This window comes from Streptomyces sp. NPDC036813, assembly GCF_055609245.1.
On sequence record NZ_JBVJPV010000012.1, the window covers coordinates 179,392 to 200,131 of the forward strand.

At 69.7% G+C, this 20,740-nt stretch carries 19 protein-coding genes and 3 tRNA genes; 19 read left to right on the top strand and 3 right to left on the bottom strand.

Features of this window, described 5'->3' with window-relative positions; all coding sequences use genetic code 11:
- Positions 1 to 44: 44 nt before the first annotated feature.
- On the bottom strand, positions 45 to 1,289 hold the full coding sequence (locus ACZ67Q_RS24900; protein WP_471185935.1) for an amidohydrolase family protein: 1,245 nt from the start codon (positions 1,287 to 1,289) through the stop codon (positions 45 to 47).
- Positions 1,290 to 1,500: 211 nt separating this feature from the next.
- Here ACZ67Q_RS24900 and ACZ67Q_RS24905 point away from each other — a divergent pair.
- The 9 genes from ACZ67Q_RS24905 (at position 1,501) to ACZ67Q_RS24945 (ending at position 7,804) form a co-directional block, all read left to right on the top strand.
- A tRNA-Thr gene (locus ACZ67Q_RS24905) sits at positions 1,501 to 1,573 on the top strand.
- 46 nt (positions 1,574 to 1,619) lie between these two features.
- Positions 1,620 to 1,692 (top strand) — tRNA-Met (locus ACZ67Q_RS24910).
- Between the two features lie 89 nt (positions 1,693 to 1,781).
- Positions 1,782 to 1,946, top strand: coding sequence for a 50S ribosomal protein L33 (gene rpmG, locus ACZ67Q_RS24915; RefSeq protein WP_003948671.1), 165 nt, complete (start codon positions 1,782 to 1,784; stop codon positions 1,944 to 1,946).
- 120 nt (positions 1,947 to 2,066) lie between these two features.
- Positions 2,067 to 2,519 (top strand): FAS1-like dehydratase domain-containing protein, encoded by a 453-nt coding sequence (locus tag ACZ67Q_RS24920; protein ID WP_471185938.1) that lies wholly within the window; start codon positions 2,067 to 2,069, stop codon positions 2,517 to 2,519.
- A gap of 8 nt (positions 2,520 to 2,527) precedes the next feature.
- Positions 2,528 to 2,956: a MaoC family dehydratase gene (locus ACZ67Q_RS24925; protein ID WP_471185941.1), complete on the top strand. Its 429-nt coding sequence runs from the start codon at positions 2,528 to 2,530 to the stop codon at positions 2,954 to 2,956.
- A gap of 107 nt (positions 2,957 to 3,063) precedes the next feature.
- Positions 3,064 to 3,621, top strand: a complete 558-nt coding sequence (locus ACZ67Q_RS24930) for a TetR/AcrR family transcriptional regulator (protein ID WP_471185944.1) — start codon at positions 3,064 to 3,066, stop codon at positions 3,619 to 3,621.
- 80 nt (positions 3,622 to 3,701) lie between these two features.
- Entirely contained in the window at positions 3,702 to 5,132 is a 1,431-nt protein-coding gene (locus ACZ67Q_RS24935; protein WP_471185946.1) for a DHA2 family efflux MFS transporter permease subunit, read from the top strand.
- An 813-nt stretch (positions 5,133 to 5,945) separates the two neighbouring features.
- Positions 5,946 to 7,001 (top strand): UDP-N-acetylmuramate dehydrogenase, encoded by a 1,056-nt coding sequence (locus tag ACZ67Q_RS24940; protein ID WP_471185949.1) that lies wholly within the window; start codon positions 5,946 to 5,948, stop codon positions 6,999 to 7,001.
- 53 nt (positions 7,002 to 7,054) lie between these two features.
- Positions 7,055 to 7,804: a DsbA family protein gene (locus ACZ67Q_RS24945; protein WP_471185951.1), complete on the top strand. Its 750-nt coding sequence runs from the start codon at positions 7,055 to 7,057 to the stop codon at positions 7,802 to 7,804.
- A gap of 10 nt (positions 7,805 to 7,814) precedes the next feature.
- Here the strand turns inward: ACZ67Q_RS24945 and ACZ67Q_RS24950 are convergent, their stop codons facing one another.
- Together ACZ67Q_RS24950 and ACZ67Q_RS24955 are read right to left on the bottom strand one after the other, a co-directional pair.
- Positions 7,815 to 8,846 carry an adenosine deaminase gene (locus ACZ67Q_RS24950; RefSeq protein ID WP_471185952.1) on the bottom strand — a complete coding sequence of 344 codons (1,032 nt, stop codon included), beginning with the start codon at positions 8,844 to 8,846 and terminating at the stop codon, positions 7,815 to 7,817.
- A gap of 122 nt (positions 8,847 to 8,968) precedes the next feature.
- The gene (locus ACZ67Q_RS24955) at positions 8,969 to 10,195 is read right to left on the bottom strand and encodes a pyridoxal phosphate-dependent aminotransferase (RefSeq protein WP_471185955.1); all 1,227 of its coding nucleotides are present in this window, start codon (positions 10,193 to 10,195) and stop codon (positions 8,969 to 8,971) included.
- A 264-nt stretch (positions 10,196 to 10,459) separates the two neighbouring features.
- On the opposite strand from ACZ67Q_RS24955, the gene ACZ67Q_RS24960 reads away from it, so the two are divergent.
- The 10 genes from ACZ67Q_RS24960 (at position 10,460) to rpoB (ending at position 20,690) form a co-directional block, all read left to right on the top strand.
- Positions 10,460 to 10,532: transfer RNA gene (locus ACZ67Q_RS24960), tRNA-Trp, on the top strand.
- A gap of 108 nt (positions 10,533 to 10,640) precedes the next feature.
- The gene (gene secE, locus ACZ67Q_RS24965; protein ID WP_471185958.1) at positions 10,641 to 10,928 is read left to right on the top strand and encodes a preprotein translocase subunit SecE; all 288 of its coding nucleotides are present in this window, start codon (positions 10,641 to 10,643) and stop codon (positions 10,926 to 10,928) included.
- A gap of 81 nt (positions 10,929 to 11,009) precedes the next feature.
- Positions 11,010 to 11,870 (top strand): transcription termination/antitermination protein NusG, encoded by an 861-nt coding sequence (nusG, locus tag ACZ67Q_RS24970; RefSeq protein WP_471185960.1) that lies wholly within the window; start codon positions 11,010 to 11,012, stop codon positions 11,868 to 11,870.
- A gap of 192 nt (positions 11,871 to 12,062) precedes the next feature.
- Positions 12,063 to 12,497 (top strand): 50S ribosomal protein L11, encoded by a 435-nt coding sequence (rplK, locus tag ACZ67Q_RS24975; protein WP_006130605.1) that lies wholly within the window; start codon positions 12,063 to 12,065, stop codon positions 12,495 to 12,497.
- A gap of 74 nt (positions 12,498 to 12,571) precedes the next feature.
- Complete coding sequence (gene rplA / locus ACZ67Q_RS24980; protein WP_471185963.1) at positions 12,572 to 13,297, top strand: 50S ribosomal protein L1; 726 nt, start codon at positions 12,572 to 12,574, stop codon at positions 13,295 to 13,297.
- A 240-nt stretch (positions 13,298 to 13,537) separates the two neighbouring features.
- On the top strand, positions 13,538 to 14,383 hold the full coding sequence (locus tag ACZ67Q_RS24985; protein ID WP_471185966.1) for an SCO4651 family lipoprotein: 846 nt from the start codon (positions 13,538 to 13,540) through the stop codon (positions 14,381 to 14,383).
- Positions 14,384 to 14,466: 83 nt separating this feature from the next.
- A complete protein-coding gene (locus ACZ67Q_RS24990; RefSeq protein ID WP_471185969.1) occupies positions 14,467 to 15,306 on the top strand; it encodes an SCO4651 family lipoprotein in 840 nt (279 codons plus the stop codon).
- A 293-nt stretch (positions 15,307 to 15,599) separates the two neighbouring features.
- Positions 15,600 to 16,130, top strand: coding sequence for a 50S ribosomal protein L10 (gene rplJ / locus ACZ67Q_RS24995; protein WP_361630599.1), 531 nt, complete (start codon positions 15,600 to 15,602; stop codon positions 16,128 to 16,130).
- A gap of 118 nt (positions 16,131 to 16,248) precedes the next feature.
- The gene (rplL, locus tag ACZ67Q_RS25000; protein ID WP_469929254.1) at positions 16,249 to 16,638 is read left to right on the top strand and encodes a 50S ribosomal protein L7/L12; all 390 of its coding nucleotides are present in this window, start codon (positions 16,249 to 16,251) and stop codon (positions 16,636 to 16,638) included.
- A gap of 566 nt (positions 16,639 to 17,204) precedes the next feature.
- Positions 17,205 to 20,690 carry a DNA-directed RNA polymerase subunit beta gene (gene rpoB, locus ACZ67Q_RS25005; protein ID WP_471185973.1) on the top strand — a complete coding sequence of 1,162 codons (3,486 nt, stop codon included), beginning with the start codon at positions 17,205 to 17,207 and terminating at the stop codon, positions 20,688 to 20,690.
- Positions 20,691 to 20,740: the final 50 nt, after the last annotated feature.

Below are 20,740 nucleotides of genomic sequence, written 5' to 3' on the forward strand. Positions count from 1 at the left end.
GCGGCATCGGGCGCGTCGCTGTTCCGCGTCCGGCGTGGCGTGTGTCAGGACAGCTCCGTGCGGCCCTGGCGGGGCAGGTCCAGGTCCGCTGCCGACGAGTCGCAGAACTCTCTGACCGCGCTGGTGCGGGCCACCACCCGGCCCCGGTGGATCACGATGCGGCTGTAGGCCAGGGACAGGGCCGCGGCGAGGCGGTCTCCGCGTACGGCCAGGAGTTCGGCCGGGAAGCCCGCCTCCACACGTACCTCGGGCAGGCCGAGCATCGCGCGGGCGGAGGCGCTGACGGCGTCGTACGCCTCCTCGGGGCGCAGGCCGTGGCGGGAGGCCAGCAGATAGGCGGCCTCCAGCGGGTCGCCGCGGCCGACCGGGTTGGCGGCGTCCCGCAGTGCGCCGCTGCCGGCCGCCATCTGGACGCCGGCGGCGCGCAGGAGACGTACGGGCGCCGTGTCCCGCCCCTGGGCGCCCGCGCAGCCGCCCTGCGGCAGGCAGACGACGGCGACACCGGCCGCGGCGAGCTGGTCCGCGGTGCGGGCGGCCGCCTCCGCGGGCAGCCGGTCCAGGCCGCCGCACGGGCCGAGCGTGACGCCGGGGCGCAGGCCGCCCGCCATGGCCGCGAGCCGGGCCAGGCGGGCCGGGTCGGCGGCGTCGGTGTGCAGGTCGACCGGGCAGCCGTGCTCGGAGGCGACCTCCAGGACGGCCTCCACATAGCCCGTGGGGTCCGGGTCGAGGTCGGGGCAGCCGCCGACGACGGAGGCGCCCATCTTCATCGCGTCACGCAGCATCGCCAGCCCGTCGGCCCCGGCCCGGCCCGTCAGCACGCGCGGTACGGCCACCGTCGTCAGCTCGGTGAGCCCGCGCAGCGCACGCCGCGCCTGCAGGACCGCGCCCAGCGCGCCGAGGCCCTGTACGTCGCCCACGCGCACGTGGGCGCGCAGGGCGGTCGCCCCGTGGCCCAACTGGAGGAGTGCGGCCTCGGTGGCGCGCCGCTGGACGTCCTCGGGGTCGGACGGGGCCGGGCCGTCGCCGTCGGCCGACAGGGCGGTGTCGGCGTGGGCGTGCGGCTCGGCCGGGGCCGGCAGCAGCAGGTAGCCGCGCAGGTCCACGCGCGTGCCGCGGCACCGGGTCTCGGCCGCGAGGCTTCCCGCGGTGCCGACCGCCTCGATGCGCCCGCCGCACAGCCTTACGTCGACCCGCCGGCCGTCGGTGAGCCGTGCCCCGCACAGCAGCAGCAGGCCCGGGTCGGCAGGACCCGAGGACGGGGTCGACTGTGTCGGCTGACTGTCGGGCATCGCGCTCCAGGGGCTCGTCGGACCGCGCGCGGCGGCGCAAGATCACACAGAGTGAGTCGAGCCTAGGGTGGCTGCCCGCGCACGTCAGGGAGGAGCGCAATAGTCGTACCGGTGTGGTCCTCGGGTGGGAGGGGCTGCTGGGGCCCCTGAGGGGCCCGGAGGAATCGGATTTGGGCGAACGGCGGGCGACCGTGTAATGTCTTCCTCGCTCGCCCCAATAGCTCAGTCGGCAGAGCGTCTCCATGGTAAGGAGAAGGTCAACGGTTCGATTCCGTTTTGGGGCTCTGGTGAGAGAGGTTCTCGTCGCGAGGCGGGATTCGATCACACCGCAGCGGTGTAGCTCAGTCGGTAGAGCAAGCGGCTCATAATCGCTGTGTCACCGGTTCAAGTCCGGTCACCGCTACTTCAGTAGCCGATTGGTGGGTCGGTCCGTCGATCGGCTACTCTTCATGTGCATTAATCTCTAGCAACCGTTCGTCAAGGAGCACTCACGTGGCTGCCACCGACGTCCGCCCGAAGATCACGCTGGCCTGCGTGGAGTGCAAGGAGCGGAACTACATCACCAAGAAGAACCGGCGTAACAACCCGGACCGTCTTGAGATGAAGAAGCACTGCCCGCGTTGCAACGCGCACACCGCGCACCGCGAAACGCGATAAATCAGGCTCGTACACGAGGCCGCCCCCGAGACATTGGGGGGCGGCCTCGCGTCGTTTCGTCACTGCGGCGAACGTTCGTTGTTCACACCAGGAGTGATTCACACCAGGAGGTACCGGGCCATGGCGCTCGACCAGTCCTTCGTGGGGCGGACCTACCCGCCCACCGAGCCCTATGAGGTGGGCCGGGAGAAGATCCGGGAGTTCGCGGAGGCGGTGGGGGACACCAATCCGGCGTACAGCGACCCGGAGGCCGCCAAGGCGCTCGGCCACCCGGATGTGATCGCTCCGCCGACCTTTGTGTTCGCCATCACCTTCAAGGCCGCCCGGCAGGTCGTCGCCGACCCGCAGCTCGGCCTGGACTACAGCCGGGTGGTGCACGGGGACCAGAAGTTCGCCTACCGGCGCCCGGTGCGGGCCGGTGACCGGCTCACGGTCACCTCGACCATCGAGGCGATCAAGTCGATGGCCGGCAACGACATCCTGGACGTCCGCGGCGAGGTCCACGACGAGGCCGGGGAGCACGTCGTGACCGCCTGGACCAAGCTCGTGGCCCGCGGGGCCGAGGAGGTGTGACGCGACCCATGGCGGCGAAGATCGCTTACGACGACGTCGAGGTCGGCACCGAGCTGCCGGCCCAGTCCTTCCCCGTGACCCGCGCCACACTCGTGCAGTACGCGGGCGCCTCCGGGGACTTCAACCCGATCCACTGGAACGAGAAGTTCGCCAAGGAGGTCGGCCTCCCGGACGTCATCGCCCACGGCATGTTCACCATGGCCGAGGCGATCCGGGTGGTCACCGACTGGGTCGGCGACCCGGGCGCGGTCGTCGAGTACGGCGTCCGCTTCACCAGGCCGGTCGTCGTGCCCGACGACGAGCAGGGCGCCACGATCGAGGTCAGCGCCAAGGTCGCCGCCAAGCTGGACGACCAGACCGTACGCGTGGACCTCCTGGTGAGCAGCGCCGGCCAGAAGGTGCTCGGCATGTCCCGGGCTCTGGTCCGCCTCGCCTGAGCCGCGCACGTCGTACCTCTCACGTAAGGGGCGCTCGCCACGGCGGAGCGCCCCTTACGCGTGTCTGCGGCTTGACCTAGTTAGTGATTGAGTACTAACTTACTGCCATGGTCAGGATGAGCGCAGAAGAGCGCCGGGAGAGCGTCATCCGGGCGGCGACCGCCGAGTTCGCCCGGGGCGGGTACCACGGCACCTCCACGGAGGCCATCGCCAAGCGGGTCGGGGTGTCGCAGCCGTATCTCTTCCGCCTGTTCCCCGGCAAGCGGGCGATCTTCCTCGCGGCGGCCCAGCGCTGCATCGAGGACACCATCCGGACCTTCGAGGAGGCGGCCGAGGGCCTGCAGGGCGAAGAGGCCGTCGCCGCCATGGGCCGGGCCTACCGGCGGGTCACCGCCGAGCAGCCCGAGCGGCTGATGATGCAGATGCAGACGTACCTCGCGGTCGCGGCCGCCGAGGCCGACGGCGATCACGAGTTCGGTGAGGTCGTACGGCAGGGCTGGCTGCGGCTGTGGGACACCGTGCACCTGGCCCTGGGGGCGGACGCCGGCGAGACGACGAGCTTCATGGCGCACGGCATGCTCATCAACTGCCTGGTGGCGATGGGCTTCCCGGGCGACCACCGGGTGTGGGCGGGACTGGCCCCACCCGGCCGCCCGGCGGACTGACGGAAGCGACCCCCAGTGGTCGCCTTCCCCGTACCCAGCAAAATTAGTAATCACTAACTAATGAACTCCCTGGGGGAGAGATGTCACAACCCACCACCCGGGGCACCGCCTGGGCCCTGGTCATCACCAGCGTCGCCGGCTTCATGGCGGCCCTCGACAACCTCGTCGTCACCACCGCACTGCCCTCGATCCGCGAGGACCTCGGCGGCGGGCTGGGCGACCTCGAATGGACGGTCAGCGCGTACACGCTCACCTTCGCCGTCCTGCTGATGTTCGGCGCGGCACTCGGTGACCGCTTCGGGCGCCGCCGGCTCTTCCAGGTGGGCGTCACCGTCTTCACCGTCGCCTCCGCGGCCGCGGCCATGGCGCCCGGCATCGGCGCGCTGATCGCCGCCCGGGCGGTCCAGGGCGTGGGCGCGGCGATCATGATGCCGCTCACCCTCACCCTGCTCACGGCCGCCGTACCCGCCGCCAAGCGCGGCATGGCGTACGGCATCTGGGGCGCGGTCAACGGCCTCGCCGTCGCCTCCGGGCCGCTGATCGGCGGCAGCCTGACCGAGCACATCTCCTGGCACTGGATCTTCTGGCTGAACGTCCCCCTCGGCATCGCCCTGCTGCCCCTCGCCCGGCTCCGCCTCGCCGAGTCCTACGGCACGGGGGCGCCGCTCGACCTGCCCGGCACGCTCCTCGCCAGTGGCGGCCTCTTCGGGATCGTCTACGGCCTGGTCCGCGGGCCGGCGGACGGCTGGACCAGCCCCCTCGTCCTGCTCGGCCTGATCGCGGGCGGCGCGCTCCTGGCCGGCTTCGTCCTGCACGGGACACGAGCGAAGAACCCCATGCTGCCGATGAGGCTGTTCCGCTCGCGGGCGTTCTCCGGGATCAACGCGGCGAGCATGCTGATGTTCCTGGGCATGTTCGGGTCGATCTTCCTGCTCAGCCAGTACATGCAGGGCGTGCTCGGCTACTCGCCGACCGAGGCGGGGCTGCGGATGCTGCCGTGGACCGGCATGCCGATGCTCGTCGCGCCGGTCGCGGGGATCCTGGCCGACCGTGTCGGCGGCCGGCCGGTCGTCGCGGTGGGCCTCTTCCTCCAGGCCGCGGGGCTCGGCTACCTGGCCTCCGCGTCCACCGAACACGCGTCGTACGCCGCGCAGCTGCCGGGTCTGATCCTCAGCGGTGTCGGGATGGCCCTCTTCTTCGCCCCGGCCTCCCATCTGGTGATGTCCAGCGTCCGGGCCACCGAGCAGGGAATCGCCTCAGGCGCGAACAACGCGCTGCGGGAGGTCGGGGGTGCGCTCGGTATCGCCGTGATGTCGTCGATCTTCTCGGCGCAGGGTGGCTACGAGTCGGCGCAGTCCTTCGTCGACGGGCTGCGGCCGGCGGTGTTCACGGGGGCGGGGGTGGTCGCACTGGCGGGGGCGGCGACGCTGATGATCCCTCGCGGGCGCCGCGTCACGCCGGACCACTCGGCCTCGGAGACACCCCGGACCTTGCAAACGTCGGCGCACTGAGGTTGCCGACGGCTGCGTGCCCGCCGTCTGACGGCGCCGGCCGGGGATCGGGCGCTCACCGGCACCGGCGGGGCGCCTCCCCCACCCGTGCGGTCCTGGGGGCCCCTTCAGTGTCGGCATGGGGGCCGCCCACCACTGCACCCGTCGCAGCTGCGCGGGACGGCACCCCACGGCCCCGCGCCACGACGTTGCGGCACCCGCCCCGCGCCAGGACGTTGCGGCACCCGCCGCCCGCCACGACGTCGGTGCAGTCGCCGACGGCGGTAAGGGGACGGGGTGGGGGGTGTCCGCCCGCAGCGGCCGGCACCGGCACAGGGTGCCCTCGTCGGGGACGGGCGGCCGGACCGAGGACGGACACCCCCCGCCCCGGCCCCGACTCACGAATCGGCCGTAGGCGCCAGGCACGCCACGACGAGACGACAACGGGCCGCCGCAGGCAAAAAAAGGGGCGCGGGGAACGGCGCGACCAGCCCCCACCGGCCGGCAGCCGACATACGACCAGGCGCCGCAGGCACCGGCGACCAGCCCCCACCGGTCGGCAGCCGGAATACGACCAGGCGCCGCAGGCACCGGCGACCAGCCCCCACCACCCCGCAGCCGACAAACGACCAGGCACCGCAAGCAACGGCGCCCAGCCACAACGCACCCGCGCAGGCTGCCGCAGGCCCCCGCGACCAGCCACGACGAGCCCCGCAGGCGAGCGACGACCCAGCGCCGCAGGCCCCCGTGACCAGCCGCAACACACCCGCGCAGGCCGCCGCAGGCACCCCCACCCACCCCAGCCCCGCCGCCGGCAGGCTTACGCTTGCTCGCGTGCTCGAACAACACGACGCCCCCCTCGCCCCCCTCACCACCCTCCGGCTCGGCGGCCCCGCCACCCGGTTGCTCACGGCGAGCAGTGACGCCGAGGTGATCGACGCCGTCCGCGAGGCAGACGCGACCGGCACCCCGCTGCTGATCATCGGCGGCGGCTCCAACCTGCTCGTCGGAGACAAGGGCTTCGCCGGCACCGCCCTCCGCATCGCCACCCGCGGCGTCGAGCTGACCGGCACCACCCTGGAACTCGCCGCCGGCGAGATCTGGACAGATGCCGTCGCCCGCACCGTGGAGGCCGGGCTCGCCGGCATCGAGTGCCTCGCCGGCATCCCCGGCTCCGCCGGCGCCACCCCGATCCAGAACGTCGGCGCCTACGGCCAGGACGTCTCCGCCACGATCACCGAAGTGATCGCCTACGACCGCCGCGCCCACCGCACGGTCACCCTTACCAACGCCGAGTGCGCCTTCTCCTACCGTCACAGCCGCTTCAAGCAGGACCCGGACCGCTACGTCGTCCTCCGCGTCCGCTTCGCGCTGGAGGACGCCGGCGGCCTCTCCGCCCCGATCCGCTACGCCGAGACCGCCCGCGTCCTCGGCGTGGAACCCGGCGACCGCGTCCCTCTCGACACGGCCCGCGACACCGTCCTGAAGCTGCGCGCCGGCAAGGGCATGGTGCTGGACCCCGACGACCACGACACCTGGTCCGCCGGTTCCTTCTTCACCAACCCGATCCTCACGGACACGGCCTTCGCGGCCTTCCGCGCCCGCGTCCACGACCGCCTCGGCGCCGACATGGAACCGCCTGCCTTCCCGGCGGGCGACGGCCACACCAAGACCTCCGCGGCCTGGCTCATCGACAAGGCCGGTTTCACCAAGGGCTACGGCAGCGGCCCCGCCCGCATCTCCACCAAGCACACCCTCGCCCTGACCAACCGCGGCGAGGCCACCACCGAGGATCTCCTCGCCCTCGCCCGCGAGGTCGTCTCCGGCGTCCACCAGGCCTTCGGCATCACCCTCGTCAACGAACCGGTGACGGTGGGCGTCACTCTGTAGCGCGGGCATCACATAGGGTCGTACCCCGACCTGGAGACACGAGGGGAACGATCATGCAGGGCACCCGCCGCACCCGTACCGCCGCCACGCTCGCCGCGGCGGCCGTACTGCTGGGAGCCGTCACGACGGCATGCGGCGGGAAGGGCGAGACCGACGGCGACGCCACCGCACCCGACGACAAGCAGGCCCAGGCGTCCGCCCCGGCACAGACCTACGCCACGGACGCCGACCTGCCCGAGTCCCTCGCCCCCGACGGCACCACCGTCCGCGTCGGCTCCCCGACCGCCAAGACCGTCGTGCACGTCTACGAGGACATGCGCTGCCCGGTCTGCGAGCGGTTCGAGACCCAGGGCGGTGGTGAGGCCCTGCGCGAGATGGTCCGTTCCGGCCAGGTCAGGGCCGAGTACACCCTCGCGTCCTTCCTGGACGACAAGCTCGGCGGCGAGGGCTCGAAGAAGGCCGCCAACGCCCTGCGGGCCGCGCTGGACGCGGGCAGGTTCGTCGAGCTCCACGACGCCCTCTTCGCCCATCAGCCCGACGAGAGCGTCGACGGCTACACCGACGCGTTCCTGCTCCGGACGGCGTCCCAGGTACGGGGCCTGCGCGGCGCCGGGTTCGACGCGGCGGTGAAGGGCATGAAGCACCGCTCCTTCGTCACCGCCTCCGAGAAGGCCTTCGACACGTCCGGTGCGACCGGCACGCCCACGCTGAAGGTCAACGGCAAGATCGTCCCGCAGAACCTGGCCAACGGCATCTTCGACAAGACGTCGTTCCCGATGGTGGTCGGCTCCATGAGTCAGTGAGCCGGCGGGCTCAGCCGTCCAGCCACTCGTCCACCGCGGTCAGCAGCTCCCGCTTGACCCCCTCAGGTGCCGCCGTCGCCCGCAGCGACTGCCGGGCCAGCTCCGCGAGCTCCTCGTCCGTGAAGGCGTGGTGACGGCGCGCGATCTCGTACTGTGCGGCGAGCCGCGAGCCGAACAGCAGCGGGTCGTCCGCGCCCAGCGCCATCGGCACGCCCGCCTCGTACAGCGTGCGCAGCGGCACGTCCTCCGGCTTCTCGTACACGCCGAGGGCCACATTGGACGCCGGGCAGACCTCGCAGGTCACGCCCTGTTCGGCGAGCCGGCGCAGCAGCCACGGGTCCTCCGCGGCGCGCACCCCGTGCCCGAGCCGGTCGGCGTGCAGGTCGTCCAGGCAGTCGCGCACCGAGAACGGGCCGGTCAGCTCACCGCCGTGCGGCGCGGACAGCAGCCCGCCGTCGCGTGCGATGGCGAAGGCCCGGTCGAAGTCGCGCGCCATGCCCCGGCGCTCGTCGTTGGACAGCCCGAAGCCGACGACGCCGCGGTCGGCGTACCGCACGGCCAGCCGGGCCAGGGTGCGCGCGTCCAGCGGGTGCTTCATCCGGTTGGCGGCGACCACCACCCGCATCCCGAGCCCGGTCTCCCGGCTGGTGGTCTCCACCGCGTCCAGGATGATCTCCAGCGCGGGGATCAGCCCACCGAGCCGCGGGGCGTACGAGGTGGGGTCGACCTGGATCTCCAGCCACCGGGAGCCGTCCTTCAGGTCCTCCTCCGCGGCCTCCCGCACCAGCCGCTGGATGTCCTCCGGCTGCTGGAGGCACGAGCGCGCGGCGTCGTAGAGCCGCTGGAAGCGGAACCAGCCCCGTTCGTCCGTCGCCCGCAGCCGCGGCGACTCCCCGCTCGCCAGCGCGTCGGTCAGCGCGTCCGGCAGCCGGACGCCGTGCTTGTCGGCGAGTTCCAGGAGGGTGCTGGGTCGCATCGAGCCGGTGAAGTGCAGGTGCAGATGGGCCTTGGGCAGTGCAGACAGATCACGTACGCGCTCCATTCCAGGATCCTGCCGCACGCCCCCGGCGTCCCGGTACCTCTTTCCCCGATCGAGGTCTTGCTCGCACGAAGAAACGGGCCGCCTCCCGAAGGAAGCGGCCCGTGTCCGGCTCGGCGGGGACGTCAGTCCCTCGCCTCCGCCAGCAGCTTCTGGATCCGGCTCACGCCCTCGACGAGGTCCTCGTCACCGAGCGCGTACGACAGCCGCAGGTAGCCCGGCGTGCCGAACGCCTCGCCCGGGACGACCGCGACCTCGGCCTCCTCCAGGATCAGCGCGGCCAGCTCGACGGTGTCCTGCGGACGCTTGCCGCGGATCTCCTTGCCGAGCAGCGGCTTGACCGACGGGTAGGCGTAGAAGGCGCCCTCGGGCTCCGGGCAGAGCACGCCGTCGATCTCGTTGAGCATCCGCACGATCGTCTTGCGGCGCCGGTCGAAGGCCTCGCGCATCTTCGCGACGGCATCGAGGTCACCGGAGACGGCGGCCAGCGCGGCCACCTGGGCGACGTTGGAGACGTTGGAGGTGGCGTGCGACTGCAGGTTGGTCGCGGCCTTCACGACGTCCTTCGGGCCGATGATCCAGCCCACGCGCCAGCCGGTCATGGCGTACGTCTTGGCGACGCCGTTGACGACGATGCACTTGTCGCGCAGCTCGGGCAGGACCGCGGGCAGCGACACGGCGGAGGCGTCGCCGTAGACCAGGTGCTCGTAGATCTCGTCGGTGAGCACCCACAGGCCGTGCTCCTGGGCCCAGCGGCCGATGGCCTCGGTCTCGTGCTCGGAGTAGACCGCGCCGGTGGGGTTGGACGGGGAGACGAAGAGGACGACCTTCGTCTTCTCGGTGCGGGCGGCCTCCAGCTGCTCGACGGAGACGCGGTAGCCGGTGGTCTCGTCGGCGGTCACGAAGACGGGGACACCGCCGGCCAGCCGGATCGACTCCGGGTAGGTCGTCCAGTACGGCGCCGGGACGATGACCTCGTCACCCGGGTCGAGGATCGCGGCGAACGCCTCGTAGATCGCCTGCTTGCCGCCGTTGGTCACCAGGACCTGGGACGCGTCGACCTCGTAGCCGGAGTCACGCAGCGTCTTCGCGGCGATGGCGGCCTTCAGCTCGGGCAGGCCGCCGGCCGGGGTGTACCGGTGGTACTTGGGGTTCTTGCAGGCCTCGACGGCCGCCTCGACGATGTAGTCCGGAGTCGGGAAGTCGGGCTCACCGGCGCCGAAGCCGATCACCGGGCGCCCGGCGGCCTTGAGGGCCTTGGCCTTGGCGTCCACGGCGAGGGTGGCGGACTCGGAGATCGCGCCGATGCGGGCCGAGACCCGGCGCTCGGTGGGAGGGATTGCAGCGCTCATACGGCCCATGCTTTCAGACCGGAAACCCGCCCGGCACGCCGGTTTCACCCAGTGGGCACCGACCGAACGTCTGACGGAACGCCCGGGGTGATCGACACGGTTCCGGCCACGAACATCAGAACCAACCACCCCCGCGGCCGCTTTCCGTTCGACTGCGCGCTCCGGACCACGTACACTCTCACCTCGTTGGCCTTCAGCAGCCGCGCCCGCAACCGGTGCACACCAAGCATCCGGCCGGATGCGGTACGTTGGGGGACACACCAAAGGGTCGTAGCTCAATTGGTAGAGCACCGGTCTCCAAAACCGGCGGTTGGGGGTTCAAGTCCCTCCGGCCCTGCTACACACACCTTCGCCAGGATGTGTGCGCATGTACGTACAGCAATGCACCGCCGTGCGGCTCAGACCGGGCGCGGCACGGCCACGACCCGGGATCAGGTGAGGACTAATGGCGGACGCCGTGGGCTCCATCGACACGCCTGACGCCCAGGACGAGGCGCAGGAGAGTCGGAAGAAGGCCCGTAAGGGCGGCAAGCGGGCCAAGAAGGGTCCGCTCAAGCGCCTGGCCACCTTCTACCGGCAGATCATCGCCGAACTGCGCAAGGTCGTCTGGCCCACGCGCAATCAGCTGACGTCGTACACGACTGTGGTGATCTTCTTCGTCGCCATCATGATCGGCCTGGTGACCGTGATTGACTATGGGCTCAACCACGCGGCCAAGTACGTCTTCGGCTGAGCCAGAAGCGAAGGGCGCCGAGGTATCCGGCGCCCCTTTTCGCGTGTTCCACCCCTATGTATCCAGGAAGAAGCAGCCACCGTGTCTGACCAGAACCTGAACGACGCCGTTGAGCCAAGCGAGACTGCGGCAGAGTCGGTGGACGACGAGCTCGACATCGTCGAGGGCGCGGACGAGGACCTGGACGAGGCAGAGGCTGCCGACCTCGAAGCGGGCGAGCCCGCCGAGGAAGCCGCCCTCCACGAGGAGGCCGACGCCGGCGACGAGGCCGATGAGGACGAGGTCGCCGAGGCCGTGGCCGAGGAGCCCGAGCCCGAGGACGACCGTGACCCGGTCGAGAAGCTCCGTGAGGAACTGCGCCTGCTGCCCGGCGAGTGGTACGTCATCCACACCTACGCCGGTTACGAGAAGCGCGTGAAGGCCAACCTGGAGCAGCGCGCCGTCTCGCTGAACGTCGAGGACTTCATCTACCAGGCCGAGGTGCCCGAGGAAGAGATCGTCCAGATCAAGAACGGCGAGCGCAAGACCGTCAAGCAGAACAAGCTGCCCGGTTACGTGCTCGTCCGGATGGACCTGACGAACGAGTCCTGGGGTGTCGTCCGCAACACGCCCGGTGTCACGGGCTTCGTCGGCAACGCCTACGACCCGTACCCGCTGTCGCTGGACGAGATCGTGAAGATGCTCGCCCCCGAGGCGGAGGCCAAGGCCGCCCGCGAGGCCGCCGAGGCCGAGGGCAAGCCGGCGCCGCAGCGCAAGGTCGAGGTCCAGGTGCTGGACTTCGAGGTCGGCGACTCGGTCACCGTCACCGACGGCCCGTTCGCCACGCTGCAGGCCACGATCAACGAGATCAACCCGGACTCCAAGAAGGTCAAGGGTCTGGTGGAGATCTTCGGCCGCGAGACCCCGGTCGAGCTGTCCTTCGACCAGATCCAGAAGAACTAGTTCTTTCTGGACTTACCGCTTCCGCGCAGGTCAGACCAAGCTTCCACTGGGGGCGCCCCCGCTCGCGGGGGACGGTCTGACCTGCACGGTTTTTGGCCGCGCATCTATACCCGTTATCGTTGTGCGGTATGCCTGCGTCCGGGTGGTCCCCGGAGGCGGGCATGGACCCGAAGTGAAAGGACCCGGAGAGCCATGCCTCCCAAGAAGAAGAAGGTCACGGGGCTCATCAAGCTCCAGATCCAGGCCGGTGCCGCCAACCCGGCCCCGCCGGTCGGCCCCGCGCTGGGTCAGCACGGCGTGAACATCATGGAGTTCTGCAAGGCCTACAACGCCGCGACCGAGTCGCAGCGTGGCTGGGTCATCCCGGTGGAGATCACGGTCTACGAAGACCGCTCCTTCACCTTCATCACCAAGACGCCGCCGGCCGCGAAGATGATCCTCAAGGCCGCGGGCGTGGAGAAGGGCTCCGGCGAGCCGCACAAGACCAAGGTCGCGAAGATCACGCGTGACCAGGTCCGCGAGATCGCCACCACCAAGATGCCCGACCTCAACGCCAACGACCTGGACGCCGCCGAGAAGATCATCGCCGGCACCGCCCGTTCCATGGGCGTCACGGTCGAGGGCTGACCCCACCTTCCAGCAGAAGTGGCAGGGCCTGCTCGGCCCGCACCACAACTCCTCAGCACACACAGGAGCATCACGTGAGCAAGCGCAGCAAGGCTCTCAAGGCTGCGGACGCCAAGGTCGACCGGGACAAGCTGTACGCCCCGCTCGAGGCCGTCCGTCTCGCCAAGGAGACCTCCACGACCAAGTTCGACTCGACCGTCGAGGTCGCCTTCCGTCTGGGTGTCGACCCGCGCAAGGCCGACCAGATGGTCCGTGGCACCGTGAACCTGCCGCACGGCACCGGCAAGACCGCCCGGGTCCTGGTCTTCGCGACCGGTGACCGTGCTGCGGCCGCGGAGGCCGCGGGCGCCGACATCGTCGGCTCCGACGAACTGATCGACGAGGTCGCGAAGGGCCGTCTGGACTTCGACGCCGTCGTCGCCACCCCGGACCTCATGGGCAAGGTCGGCCGTCTCGGCCGCGTGCTCGGTCCGCGTGGTCTGATGCCGAACCCGAAGACCGGCACCGTCACCCCCGACGTGGCCAAGGCCGTCACCGACATCAAGGGCGGCAAGATCGAGTTCCGTGTCGACAAGCACGCGAACCTGCACTTCATCATCGGCAAGGCGTCCTTCGACGACACCAAGCTGGTGGAGAACTACGGCGCGGCCCTGGAGGAGATCCTCCGTCTGAAGCCGTCCGCCGCCAAGGGTCGCTACATCAAGAAGGCCGCGCTCAGCACCACCATGGGCCCCGGCATTCCGGTCGACCCGAACCGCACCCGCAACCTCCTCGTCGAGGAGGACCCGGCCGCGGTCTGAGCCTGACGCTCACCGAAGTCGGTTCCGGGCCCCGCACCCTGTTCTCAGGGGGCGGGGCCCGTTCCCGTTTTTACGGTCCGGGCCCCGCGCCCCCCGGCCCCTCGGCCCGGTAGGGGCCCACGCTCCCCGTCCACCTTCGCCCGGTTCCGTCCCCGGACCCCGGTCCCCGTGGGCGTTCCGCTCCCCAAGCGGTCCACCGCGGGTTAGCGTGAAGATCGCGGGGGAGCGGAGGGAGACCGGATGAGGACCATCCGACGGGGGATCGCGCCGGTCCTGGTGGCGGCCGTACTGAGCAGCCTGGCGGCCTGCGGCGGCGGTGACGCCGCGCCGCGGCCCACGGCGTCGCCCAGCCACCCCGACGCGCGCACCACGGCCGCGCTGCGCGCCGTGGAGCAGGCCACCACCCGGGCCGGCTCGGCGCGGATCAGCTCCACCACGGTCATGGCGGGGCTGCTGTCCACCCGCAGCGAGGGCACCCTGGACTGGGCCGGCGAGTCCACCGGCACGCTCACCATCACCTACACCGGCGGCAGCCTCGCCGAACCGCTGCGGGCGCTCGGCAGCACCACCATGGAGGCGCGCCTGCTGCCCGACGCGTACTACGCGCGCGTGGGCGCCGAGTTCGCCCGGCGCATCGGCGGCCGGCACTGGATCCGCTACGCCTACGACGACCTCGCCGGCCTGCCCGGCGACTCCGGCAGCTATCTGCGCGACCAGCTGCGCAACACCGCGCCGGTGCCGCCCGTGAAGCTGCTGCTGGCCTCCGGTGACGCCCATGCCGTCGGCGAGGAGACCGTCGCCGGCCGCCGCACCCGGCACTACACGGGCACGGTCGACGTCGCCTCTCTCGCCGACATGTCCCTGAAGAAGCAGCTCACCGACGCCGGCGTGCGCAGCGAACACATCGACCTGTGGGTCGACGACCACCACCTGATCGTCAAGAAGTCCGAGCAGGCCACGATGACGAGCGGCCTGATGACCCAGACGGCCACCTACGGCGACTACGGCGTCCACGTCGCCGTGCACCGCCCCCCGGCCGCCGACACCGAGGACTTCGCGCAGCTCATGGGCACCCCGGGGCCGTGAGAAAAGCGAGTGTCTTACCCCTCCCTTACCGTTAGCCTCGCAAGGCTGCCGTGTGGCAGCTGTGTCCTGCGTGGGGGGAAGCCATGAAGAAGTCCACTGTCATACCCGCTGCCTCGCTCGCCGCGCTGCTGCTCGCCGGGGCCGTCGGCTGCGGCAAGGGCGACGCGCAGTCGCCGGAGATGTCGCCCGCGGCGGCCGTCGCGGCGGCGGCGAAGAACGCCGACGCCATCACGTCCCTGCGCTACCGCCTCCACGGCACGACGCCGGACGGGACGGTGAGCGGCGAGGCGGCGATGCAGGTGAAGCCGCTGGCCATGAGCATGAAGATGGCGGTCGACGCCGGGGCGGACAGCAGCGACATCGACGTACGTCTCGTAGACAACGCGCTGTACGTCGACGGAGGCGCCGAGGCCGCCAAGGACATGGACGGCAAGAGCTGGATCAAGTTCGACATGTCCGGGAGCGCCAAGGACCTGGAGCAGCTGGGAGCGGCCGGCGGCCAGGCGCGGAAGAACCCGGCGGCGGACTCCGCGTTGCTCACCGGCTCCAAGGACGTGAAGAAGGTCGGCACCGAGACGGTCGACGGGGTGCGGACGACCCACTACGCCGGCACGGTCACGGTCGACGACCTCAAGTCCTCCTTCAAGGACCAGGCCCCTGCCGTCCGTGAGAAGCGGGAGAAGAGCGTCGAGCAGTACGAAGAGCTCGGCATCGACAAGCTGACCATGGACATGTGGGTCGACGGTGAGCAGCACACCAAGCAGTTCCGCATGCGCGGCGACGCGGACAAGGGCGCCCTCGACATGACCGTGACCTTCCTCGACTTCAACAAGCCGGTGACGGTGACCGCCCCGCCCGCCAAGGACGTCGCCGACCTGGCGGAGATGATGAAGAAGGCGATGGAGAAGGCCCTGCAGAGCTGATCCCCGTACGGGCGATTTGCTTGTCTGCGACCCGTTCCCGTACTCTCCTACAGAAGCCAAAGACCGCTGGTCGTTGCCGTGCCCCAACAAAGGGGTCGGTGGCCGAAGGATCCGCTGAAAATGCGGGCGACCCGCGCAGGTGACTGTGGAAGAACTCCCGGAGCATGTGTGTGTTCACATGTGTGTGCTGCCGGTCGAGTCCGCCCCGTGCGCCTGCGCCGGGGCGTTTCGTTTTCCCCAGTCCTCCTTCGGGTCCGCGCGGTCAGAATCACCCGGAAGGAGGCCGAGGCTCTATGGCGAGGCCCGACAAGGCTGCCGCGGTTGCGGAGCTGACGGACAAGTTCCGCAACTCCAACGCCGCCGTGCTGACCGAGTACCGCGGTCTCACCGTGGCGCAGCTCAAGACGCTGCGCCGCTCGCTCGGTGAGAACGCCCAGTACGCCGTGGTGAAGAACACGCTGACCAAGATTGCGGCCAACGAGGCCGGGATCACGACGCTGGACGACCAGTTCGCTGGTCCGACGGCCGTCGCCTTCATCACCGGTGACCCGGTGGTGTCGGCGAAGGGTCTCCGTGACTTCGCCAAGGACAACCCGAATCTCGTCATCAAGGGCGGTGTGCTCGAGGGCAAGGCCCTCTCCGCCGACGAGATCAAGAAGCTTGCGGACCTCGAGTCCCGCGAGGTTCTGCTCTCCAAGCTGGCCGGTGCCTTCAAGGGCAAGCAGTCCCAGGCTGCTCAGCTCTTCCAGGCGCTGCCGTCGAAGCTCGTCCGCACCGTGGACGCGCTCCGTGCCAAGCAGGACGAGCAGGGCGGTGCCGAGTAATTCGGCTCGCTTTCTGACGCTCGCCGCCTGAGCGCGGCGCGTGTCGCCAGCGGGCCAACGTACGCCCGCCTCACCCAGTACATCCGGCACCTGCCGAATTAGTGGAAGGACCGCCATCATGGCGAAGCTCAGCCAGGAAGACCTGCTCGCGCAGTTCGAGGAGATGACCCTCATCGAGCTCTCCGAGTTCGTGAAGGCCTTCGAGGAGAAGTTCGACGTCACCGCGGCCGCCGCCGTGGCCGTTGCCGCCCCGGGTGCCGCTGGTGGCGCCGGTGCCGCTGAGGCCGTCGAGGAGAAGGACGAGTTCGACGTCATCCTCACCGGTGCCGGCGACAAGAAGATCCAGGTCATCAAGGTCGTGCGTGAGCTGACCTCGCTGGGTCTGAAGGAGGCCAAGGACCTCGTGGACGGCGCCCCGAAGCCCGTTCTCGAGAAGGTCGCCAAGGACGCCGCGGACAAGGCCAAGGAGGCCCTCGAGGGCGCCGGCGCCTCCGTCGAGGTCAAGTAAGACCTTCGCGACCGCATGAACGGCCTCCCAGGGCCCAGGTCGTGAAAACGACTTCCCTGGGGCTGTAACGCGAACGCACCGAAGGGCGATCATCCATCCGGGTGGTCGCCCTTCGGCGTTCCCCGGGGGACGGCCCGGGCTGCCTTGCACCTGTGTTCGCGAGGGGTAAGGTGATCTTCGTCGTGTCTCGGTCGCCCCGGTTCGGGCAAGGGGGGCCTTGACGAACCGCACGCAGCGCGCAATTCTCAGGACGCGTCGTCACAAGGATCCGAATCCGAGGCATGGATCGACGGCGAAGAGGGCAGTATCAACGTGCGTTGAAGGCAGGTATGCCGCAGGCGTTTGGAAGAGTGAGGTCTCCGAAATGCGGGACTGGACATCAGTGTGCCAAGTGGCTACACTGACCCTTTGCGCTGCCTGTTAGCTGCCCCCTGCCCGTCACCAGGGGTCTGCCCTCACTCGAGCACTGACCGACAGATCGTCTCTGACCTGGGACTTCTGTCTTTGTGCGCGGGGGAGGGGACGGTACGCGCGTAGTGAGTCCGAGCCCTCGGAAGGACCCCCTCTTGGCCGCCTCGCGCAACGCCTCGACCGCGAATACGAACAACGCTGCCAGCACCGCCCCGCTGCGCATCTCCTTTGCAAAGATCAAGGAGCCCCTCGAGGTTCCGAACCTTCTCGCGCTGCAAACCGAGAGCTTCGACTGGCTGCTCGGCAACGACGCGTGGAAGGCTCGCGTCGAGGAGGCCCTCGAGAACGGTCAGGATGTCCCCACCAAGTCCGGTCTGGAGGAGATCTTCGAGGAGATCTCCCCGATCGAGGACTTCAGCGGGTCGATGTCGCTGACCTTCCGCGACCACCGCTTCGAGCCGCCGAAGAACTCCATCGACGAGTGCAAGGACCGCGACTTCACTTACGCGGCCCCGCTCTTCGTCACCGCCGAGTTCACCAACAACGAGACCGGCGAGATCAAGTCCCAGACCGTCTTCATGGGCGACTTCCCGCTCATGACGAACAAGGGCACCTTCGTCATCAACGGCACCGAGCGTGTCGTGGTGTCGCAGCTTGTCCGTTCGCCGGGTGTCTACTTCGACTCCTCCATCGACAAGACGTCCGACAAGGACATCTTCTCCGCCAAGATCATCCCGTCCCGGGGTGCCTGGCTGGAGATGGAGATCGACAAGCGCGACATGGTCGGTGTCCGCATCGACCGCAAGCGCAAGCAGTCCGTGACCGTCCTCCTCAAGGCTCTCGGCTGGACCACCGAGCAGATCCTCGAGGAGTTCGGCGAGTACGAGTCCATGCGCGCCACCCTGGAGAAGGACCACACCCAGGGCCAGGACGACGCGCTGCTCGACATCTACCGCAAGCTGCGTCCGGGCGAGCCCCCCACGCGTGAGGCCGCGCAGACGCTGCTCGAGAACCTCTACTTCAACCCCAAGCGCTACGACCTGGCCAAGGTCGGCCGCTACAAGGTCAACAAGAAGCTGGGCGCGGACGCCCCGCTGGACGCCGGGATCCTGACCGTCGAGGACATCATCGCGACGATCAAGTACCTGGTGAAGCTGCACGCCGGTGAGACCGAGACCGTCGGTGACAACGGCCAGCCGGTCGTCGTCGAGACCGACGACATCGACCACTTCGGCAACCGCCGCCTGCGCAGCGTCGGCGAGCTCATCCAGAACCAGGTCCGCACGGGTCTGGCCCGTATGGAGCGCGTCGTCCGTGAGCGGATGACGACCCAGGACGTCGAGGCGATCACGCCGCAGACCCTGATCAACATCCGGCCGGTCGTCGCCTCCATCAAGGAGTTCTTCGGCACCAGCCAGCTGTCGCAGTTCATGGACCAGAACAACCCGCTGTCGGGTCTCACCCACAAGCGCCGTCTGTCGGCGCTCGGCCCGGGTGGTCTCTCCCGTGAGCGGGCCGGCTTCGAGGTCCGTGACGTGCACCCGTCGCACTACGGCCGCATGTGCCCGATCGAGACGCCTGAAGGCCCGAACATCGGTCTGATCGGCTCGCTCGCCTCCTACGGCCGGGTCAACGCGTTCGGCTTCGTCGAGACCCCGTACCGCAAGGTCATCGACGGCCAGGTCACCGACGAGGTCGACTACCTGACCGCCGACGAGGAGGACCGCTTCGTCATCGCGCAGGCCAACGCCACGCTCAACGACGACCTGCGCTTCGCCGAGGCCCGCGTGCTCGTCCGCCGCAAGGGCGGCGAGGTCGACTACGTCGGCCCCGAGGACGTGGACTACATGGACGTCTCGCCGCGCCAGATGGTGTCGGTCGCGACCGCCATGATCCCCTTCCTCGAGCACGACGACGCCAACCGCGCCCTCATGGGCGCGAACATGATGCGCCAGGCCGTTCCGCTGATTAAGTCGGAGGCCCCGCTCGTCGGTACCGGCATGGAGTACCGCTCCGCCGTCGACGCCGGCGACGTCGTCAAGGCCGAGAAGGCCGGTGTGGTCCAGGAGGTCTCCGCGGACTACATCACCACCGCCAACGACGATGGCACGTACATCACGTACCGCCTGGCCAAGTTCGCCCGCTCCAACCAGGGCACCTCGGTCAACCAGAAGGTCATCGTCAACGAGGGCGACCGCGTCATCACGGGCCAGGTGCTCGCCGACGGCCCGGCCACCGAGAACGGCGAGATGGCGCTGGGCAAGAACCTGCTCGTGGCGTTCATGCCGTGGGAGGGTCACAACTACGAGGACGCGATCATCCTGTCGCAGCGCCTCGTGCAGGACGACGTCCTCTCCTCGATCCACATCGAGGAGCACGAGGTCGACGCCCGTGACACCAAGCTCGGCCCCGAGGAGATCACCCGGGACATCCCGAACGTCTCCGAGGAGGTCCTCGCCGACCTCGACGAGCGCGGCATCATCCGTATCGGTGCCGAGGTCGTCGCCGGTGACATCCTCGTCGGCAAGGTCACGCCCAAGGGTGAGACCGAGCTGACCCCCGAGGAGCGCCTGCTCCGCGCGATCTTCGGTGAGAAGGCGCGCGAGGTGCGCGACACCTCGCTGAAGGTGCCGCACGGTGAGATCGGCAAGGTCATCGGCGTCCGCGTCTTCGACCGCGAGGAGGGCGACGAGCTTCCCCCGGGTGTGAACCAGCTTGTGCGCGTGTACGTGGCGCAGAAGCGCAAGATCACCGATGGTGACAAGCTCGCCGGCCGTCACGGCAACAAGGGCGTCATCTCCAAGATCCTGCCGATCGAGGACATGCCGTTCCTGGAGGACGGCACCCCGGTCGACATCATCCTCAACCCGCTGGGTGTGCCGTCCCGAATGAACCCGGGACAGGTCCTGGAGATCCACCTCGGCTGGCTCGCCAGCCGCGGCTGGGACGTCTCCGGTCTGGCGGACGAGTGGGCGCAGCGCCTCCAGGTCATCGGTGCCGACCAGGTCGCCCCCGGCACCAACGTCGCGACCCCGGTCTTCGACGGTGCCCGTGAGGACGAGCTGGCGGGTCTGCTGCAGCACACCATCCCGAACCGCGACGGCGAGCGCATGGTGCTCCCGACCGGTAAGGCGCGGCTGTTCGACGGCCGTAGCGGTGAGCCGTTCCCGGACCCGATCTCGGTCGGCTACATGTACATCCTCAAGCTCCACCACCTGGTCGACGACAAGCTCCACGCCCGTTCGACCGGTCCGTACTCGATGATCACCCAGCAGCCGCTGGGTGGTAAGGCCCAGTTCGGTGGCCAGCGCTTCGGTGAGATGGAGGTGTGGGCCCTCGAGGCCTACGGCGCCGCGTACGCCCTCCAGGAGCTGCTGACCATCAAGTCCGACGACGTCACCGGCCGCGTGAAGGTCTACGAGGCCATCGTCAAGGGCGAGAACATCCCTGAGCCCGGCATTCCCGAGTCCTTCAAGGTGCTCATCAAGGAAATGCAGTCCCTGTGCCTCAACGTGGAGGTGCTGTCCTCGGACGGCATGTCCATCGAGATGCGCGACACCGACGAGGACGTCTTCCGCGCTGCGGAGGAGCTCGGTATCGACCTGTCCCGGCGCGAGCCGAGCAGCGTCGAAGAGGTCTGACGGGAGTCCGGCGGGGCCCCCACCCACAGGGCCCCGCCGACCCCCAGGCC

Coding starts and splice junctions, on each gene's coding strand:
- ACZ67Q_RS24900 (WP_471185935.1), bottom strand. CDS start 1,289: ATGCCCGACAGTCAGCCGACACAGTCGACCCCGTCCTCGGGTCCTGCC.
- ACZ67Q_RS24920 (WP_471185938.1), top strand. CDS start 2,067: ATGGCGCTCGACCAGTCCTTCGTGGGGCGGACCTACCCGCCCACCGAG.
- ACZ67Q_RS24925 (WP_471185941.1), top strand. CDS start 2,528: ATGGCGGCGAAGATCGCTTACGACGACGTCGAGGTCGGCACCGAGCTG.
- ACZ67Q_RS24930 (WP_471185944.1), top strand. CDS start 3,064: ATGGTCAGGATGAGCGCAGAAGAGCGCCGGGAGAGCGTCATCCGGGCG.
- ACZ67Q_RS24935 (WP_471185946.1), top strand. CDS start 3,702: ATGTCACAACCCACCACCCGGGGCACCGCCTGGGCCCTGGTCATCACC.
- ACZ67Q_RS24945 (WP_471185951.1), top strand. CDS start 7,055: ATGCAGGGCACCCGCCGCACCCGTACCGCCGCCACGCTCGCCGCGGCG.
- ACZ67Q_RS24950 (WP_471185952.1), bottom strand. CDS start 8,846: ATGGAGCGCGTACGTGATCTGTCTGCACTGCCCAAGGCCCATCTGCAC.
- ACZ67Q_RS24955 (WP_471185955.1), bottom strand. CDS start 10,195: ATGAGCGCTGCAATCCCTCCCACCGAGCGCCGGGTCTCGGCCCGCATC.
- secE (WP_471185958.1), top strand. CDS start 10,641: ATGGCGGACGCCGTGGGCTCCATCGACACGCCTGACGCCCAGGACGAG.
- rplK (WP_006130605.1), top strand. CDS start 12,063: ATGCCTCCCAAGAAGAAGAAGGTCACGGGGCTCATCAAGCTCCAGATC.
- ACZ67Q_RS24985 (WP_471185966.1), top strand. CDS start 13,538: ATGAGGACCATCCGACGGGGGATCGCGCCGGTCCTGGTGGCGGCCGTA.
- ACZ67Q_RS24990 (WP_471185969.1), top strand. CDS start 14,467: ATGAAGAAGTCCACTGTCATACCCGCTGCCTCGCTCGCCGCGCTGCTG.
- rplJ (WP_361630599.1), top strand. CDS start 15,600: ATGGCGAGGCCCGACAAGGCTGCCGCGGTTGCGGAGCTGACGGACAAG.
- rplL (WP_469929254.1), top strand. CDS start 16,249: ATGGCGAAGCTCAGCCAGGAAGACCTGCTCGCGCAGTTCGAGGAGATG.